Raw genomic sequence first — 4,709 nt, forward strand, 5'->3', positions numbered from 1 at the left:
GTCGGCGATCTCCTGTCGGCCGTCGGCGAGCTCCCGTCGCGCGTCCTCCTGCTGGGCGGCCACCTCGAACGGGTCGAGGACGTCCGCCACCGGTGCCTGCCCGGCCACGGCCTCCAGGGTGGCCGCGATGGCGTCCTCCTGCTCCGGCGTGAACGGGGAGCCGTCCTCGGTGACGAACAGGACCTGGCCGGTGCCGCGGGCGGCGTCCGGGAACTCCTCCTTGAGGCGGTCCGTGACCTGCGCCGTGGGCGTGCCGGGGATGGTGACCGCGGAGGTCAGCGTGCCCCCGAACGCGAGGAACGCGCCCACCGCGAGGGCGAGCGCGAGGAGCCAGGCGAGGATGGCCACGAGGGGTCGGCGGGCCGAGCCGAGCCCGAGCCGGTACAGCAGTCTTGCCATGGGAGCACTTCCGAGGGTGGGGGAGACACCGCGGTCCGAGCGGACCGGCGCGTCCTCAGCCTAACAACAAGCGGAGCGCTCCGCTCCGCTTCCGGCCGCCGCCCCGGGGTGACGTCCTCCACGGGGGCGCCGGCCGGGGCCGCCGGAGCCTCGCCGTCTGCGGCCCCGGCCGTCGCGATCAGGCGGGGGTGCTCGCCCTGCAGGCGGGTCAGGGCGACGACGGTGCGCGCCCACACGGACTCGTCGCCCAGCAGCTCGAGCCAGCGCCCGATCTGGAAGGCGGCGTCCGGACGCCGCCCGAACACCCACAGGACGATCCGGGCCCGGTGCGCCGTCACCGACTCGCGGGCCGAGGAGAAGCGCACCTGGCCCGGCGTGCCGAGCAGGGCCACGCGCCGGCCCTCGGGGTCGGTCCACTCGCCGTCGTCGATGCCCACCGTGGTGGTGGTCTTCCCGCCCTGGGGGATCTCGGTGACGGACAGGGTGGACTGGCGCACGTCGGTGCCCATCACGGGGACGTCGGACAGGGAGGTGACCGCCGTCGTCTTGCCCACGCCCATGGGGCCCACGAACACCACCTGCCGGGCCGTGGTGGCGCCGACGACGGCGTCGTGCGTGACGGGTGACATGGGGGCCTCTCGGGGGACGGGGGAGGGGCGCCGGACCGGGCCGGCGGGGCGTCGTCGTGTCCGACGGCGCGGGTCAGTGTCGGACTCGCAGGTCGGCGGCGTGCTCGGGATGCTCGGCGGCGAGGTAGCGCTCCTCCTGCGCGGCCCACCGGTCCCAGTGCGGGCGGTAGGCCTCCCCGTCCCGGGCCAGGGCCCGCGCGCGGCGCACCGCGGGGTCCTGCTCCACCCAGACCCGCAGGTCCAGCGCGTCCCGGGCGGCCGCGCACAGGGCGCCCACCCCCTCGCACACCACCAGGTCGACGTCGGCCGGGTCCAGGGCGCGCCCCGCTCCGGGGCGGGAGCGGTGCCAGTCCCACGCCCTCCAGCGAGCGGGCCGCCCGGCGGCCAGGGCGTGCACGGCCCGGGCGTAGGGGCCGTGGGGGGCCAGCGCGGCGGCCAGGCCGTCCCACCCCGGGTACATCTCCTCGAGGGGCAGCACTGCCACGCGCGCGTCCGGGGCCAGGCGCGCGGCGAGGGCGGAGGCCAGCGTGGACTTGCCCGCGCCCGAGCGGCCGTCGAGACCAACGAGTCGGGGGCGGTGCGGCCCGGTCACGGCAGGGGCGCGTCGCGCGGGGTCGACGCGGCCGGGGCGGCGGAGGAGCCCGACGTCGCCGGCCACGCGGGGGCGGGGACGTCCCCGCCGAGGGCCGCCGCGGCGGCCGCCACCACGCGCAGCGCGGCGTCCAGCTCGGCGTCCGAGAAGGCCTCGAGGGCCCCGCTGATCCGGGTGGCCAGGGGCAGGAAGGCCGCGCGACCGTCCGTCAGGGCGGAGTCCGTGTGGTCCACGATCACCCGGCGGCGGTCGCCCTCCGAGCGGCGGCGGACGGCGTGCCCCGAGGCCACCAGGCGGTCGACGGCGGCGGAGGCCGCCGGCTTGGACAGGTGCAGGCCGCGGCCGAGGTCGGTGACGGTGGTCTCCTCGCCCGCCGCGGCGCGGCGCATGAGCACGGTGAGGGCCCGCAGGTCGGTGCGGCCCAGGCCCAGCTCCCGGCCGGCGTCGTCCGCGGCCTGGTCGGAGAGCTCGCTGAAGGCGCGCAGGGCCCCCACCACGGCCTGGTGCCGGGGAGGGGCGGGGCCGCCGGTCGCGCTCATGGGCGGAAGTCTAGTCCTGTGACCGATATCGTTCGACAGTCGAACCATCGGGTACCCTGGCCGGTATGCCGCAGCCCCCCGACCTGACGCCGTACCGCACCGCGGCGGCGCGCGCCGCCGTCCGCCCCTCCGCGCCCGCCCCCGAGGCCGGCGCCCATCCCGCCGGCACCCACGCCGCCGACGACGTCGAGCACCCCGCCGCCCGCCGGCGCACCCGATGGGTGCGGGCCGGCGTCGCCGCCGCGCTGTTCCTCGTGTGGCTGGCCGTGATGGGCCTCGGCGGGCCCACCTTCGGGAAGATCTCCGAGGTCTCCTCGAACGACCAGTCCACGTTCCTGCCCGAGACCGCCGAGTCCACCCTCGCCGGGGAGCGGGCCGCCGCGTTCCGGGACGGCGAAGCCGTGCCCGCCGTGATCGTGGGCGAGGCGTCCACGGCCGACCCCGCCTCGGCGTTCCCCGCCCTCGCCGCCCTCGGTGAGCGCCTGGGCGAGGTCGACGGCGTCGAACAGGTGGTGGGCCCCGTGCCCAGCGAGGACGGGGAGGCGGTCCAGTACCTGGCCTTCCTGCCCGCCGGCGAGGACGCCGAGCGCGAGGTCGGCGACGTCGTCGAGGACCTGCGCGACGTCCTGGCGGACCCCGCGGCGGCGGACGCCGCCCTGGACGGGACGGTCGTGGCGGACGCCGACTGGCACGTGGCCGGACCGGCGGGCCTGGCCGCGGACCTCGGCAGCGCCTTCGCGGGCATCGACGGCATCCTGCTGCTGGTGGCGCTCGTGGTGGTGTTCGTGATCCTGGTGTCCGTGTACCGCTCGGTGCTGCTGCCCGTGCTGGTGCTGCTGACCTCCGTGGCCGCCCTGTGCGCGGCCATCCTGGCCGTGTTCTGGATGGCCAAGGCGGACTGGATCCAGCTCAACGGCCAGGCCCAGGGCATCCTCTCCATCCTGGTGATCGGCGCGACGACGGACTACTGCCTCCTGCTGGTGGCCCGCCACCGCGAGGAGCTCGAGCGGCGCGCGACCGTCGGCGAGGCCTTGGCCGCCTCGGTCCGCGGCTCGTTCGGGGCCATCTCCGCCTCCGCCGCCACCGTGGCCGCGGCCCTGCTGATCCTGCTGGTCTCCGACCTGAACTCGAACAGCTCCCTGGGCCCGATCGCCGCCTCCGGCATCGTCTTCGCGTGGCTGGCCGCCCTGACCCTGCTGCCGGCGCTCCTGGAGCTGCTGGGCCGCGCCGCGTTCTGGCCCACCGTCCCCTCGCCCGCCAACGCCCGACGCCGGGCGGAGCGCCGTGCGGAGAAGGGCCGGGCCTACCGCCAGCCCGAGGACGCGCAGGGCCGGCCGATCGCCGGCCTCGAGGAGGACCACGGCGTGTGGACGCGCGTGGCCGCTCTCGTGGCGCGCCGCTCCCGCCCGGTGTGGATCGTCACCGCGCTCGTCCTGGCCGTCTTCGCGGCGGGCGTGACGCAGCTGCAGGCCTCCGGCATCGCCCAGACGGACGTGCTCCTGGGCGAATCCGACGCGCGCGACGGCGAGGAGGTCCTGGCGGCCCACTTCGACGCCGGCGTGGGCTCCCCGGCGCAGATCGTCGCCCCCGAGCAGGACGCGGACCGCGTCCTCGAGGCCGTGGCCGCCCACCCGGGCGTCGCCGAGGCCTCCCTCGAGACGGACGCCCCGGCCGGCCCGCCGGCCGGCGTCGCCCCGGGCGGGGAGGGCGTCCCGCAGGCCGCCCGACCCGAGCCCGAGCCGCTGGTGCGGGACGGGCAGGTGCTGATCAGCGCGACCCTCACCGACCCCGGCGAGTCGCTCGAGGCCCAGCAGACCGTGGAGGGGCTGCGCGCCGGCCTGCACGCCCTGGACACCGCGGGCGACGTGCTCGTGGGCGGCACGGCCGCCCAGGCCCTGGACACCAACACGACCTCGCAGCGCGACCTCGTGGTGGTCATCCCGCTGGTGCTGCTCGTGGTGCTGCTGATCCTCATGGTGCTGCTGCGCTCCGTGCTGGCCCCGGTGCTCCTGGTGGCCGCCACGGTGCTCAGCTTCGGCACCGCCATGGGCGTCTCGGCGCTGGTGTTCAACCACGTGCTGAACTTCCCCGGCGCGGACCCCACCGTCCCCCTCTACGGTTTCGTGTTCCTCGTGGCCCTGGGCATCGACTACACGATCTTCCTGATGACCCGCACGCGGGAGGAGACCCCGAAGCTCGGCACCCGCGCCGGCGTGCTGCGCGCCCTCACCGTGACGGGCGGGGTCATCACCTCGGCCGGCGTGGTGCTGGCCGCCACGTTCGCGGCGCTCGTGGTCATCCCGCTGGTGTTCATGGTGCAGCTGGCGTTCATCGTGGCGTTCGGCGTCCTGCTGGACACCCTGATCGTCCGCTCGCTGCTGATCCCGGCGCTGGTGCGGGACATCGGGCCGAAGGTGTGGTGGCCCTCCCGGGCCGCCTGAGTCCCGCCCTGCACGACGACGGCGCCCCCTCGCCGGGCCGGGCGGGGGCGCCGGCGGCGTGGCGGGGGGGGGCGGGGCCGGGGCCGGCCCGCCGGGCCCGTCGTCGCCG

Annotated in this window: 4 protein-coding genes and 1 pseudogene; 1 reads left to right on the forward strand and 4 read right to left on the reverse strand. The window is 77.0% G+C overall.

Translation table 11 applies throughout. The features are described 5' to 3' along the window. The 4 genes and pseudogenes from Q4D18_RS09660 to Q4D18_RS09675 all read right to left on the reverse strand — a co-directional run. Nucleotides 1-348, reverse strand: a pseudogene (locus Q4D18_RS09660) (hypothetical protein); the annotation flags it as partial. Beyond that, nucleotides 276-1,028, reverse strand: coding sequence for a hypothetical protein (locus Q4D18_RS09665; RefSeq protein ID WP_303127767.1), 753 nt, complete (start codon nt 1,026-1,028; stop codon nt 276-278). The pseudogene Q4D18_RS09660 and the gene Q4D18_RS09665, both read right to left, overlap by 73 nt. Before the next feature lie 73 nt (nt 1,029-1,101). Beyond that, nucleotides 1,102-1,620: a hypothetical protein gene (locus Q4D18_RS09670; protein WP_303127768.1), complete on the reverse strand. Its 519-nt coding sequence runs from the start codon at nt 1,618-1,620 to the stop codon at nt 1,102-1,104. Continuing rightward, a complete protein-coding gene (locus tag Q4D18_RS09675; RefSeq protein WP_303127770.1) occupies nt 1,617-2,159 on the reverse strand; it encodes a MarR family winged helix-turn-helix transcriptional regulator in 543 nt (180 codons plus the stop codon). Before Q4D18_RS09675 ends, Q4D18_RS09670 begins: the two co-directional genes overlap by 4 nt. Before the next feature lie 269 nt (nt 2,160-2,428). Between Q4D18_RS09675 and Q4D18_RS09680 the strand changes: the two genes are divergently transcribed. Next, nucleotides 2,429-4,600 carry an MMPL family transporter gene (locus Q4D18_RS09680; RefSeq protein ID WP_303127787.1) on the forward strand — a complete coding sequence of 724 codons (2,172 nt, stop codon included), beginning with the start codon at nt 2,429-2,431 and terminating at the stop codon, nt 4,598-4,600. The last annotated feature ends 109 nt before the right edge of the window (nt 4,601-4,709 follow it).

Source organism: Micrococcus sp. (assembly GCF_030523875.1).
Taxonomy (GTDB): Bacteria; Actinomycetota; Actinomycetes; order Actinomycetales; family Micrococcaceae; genus Micrococcus.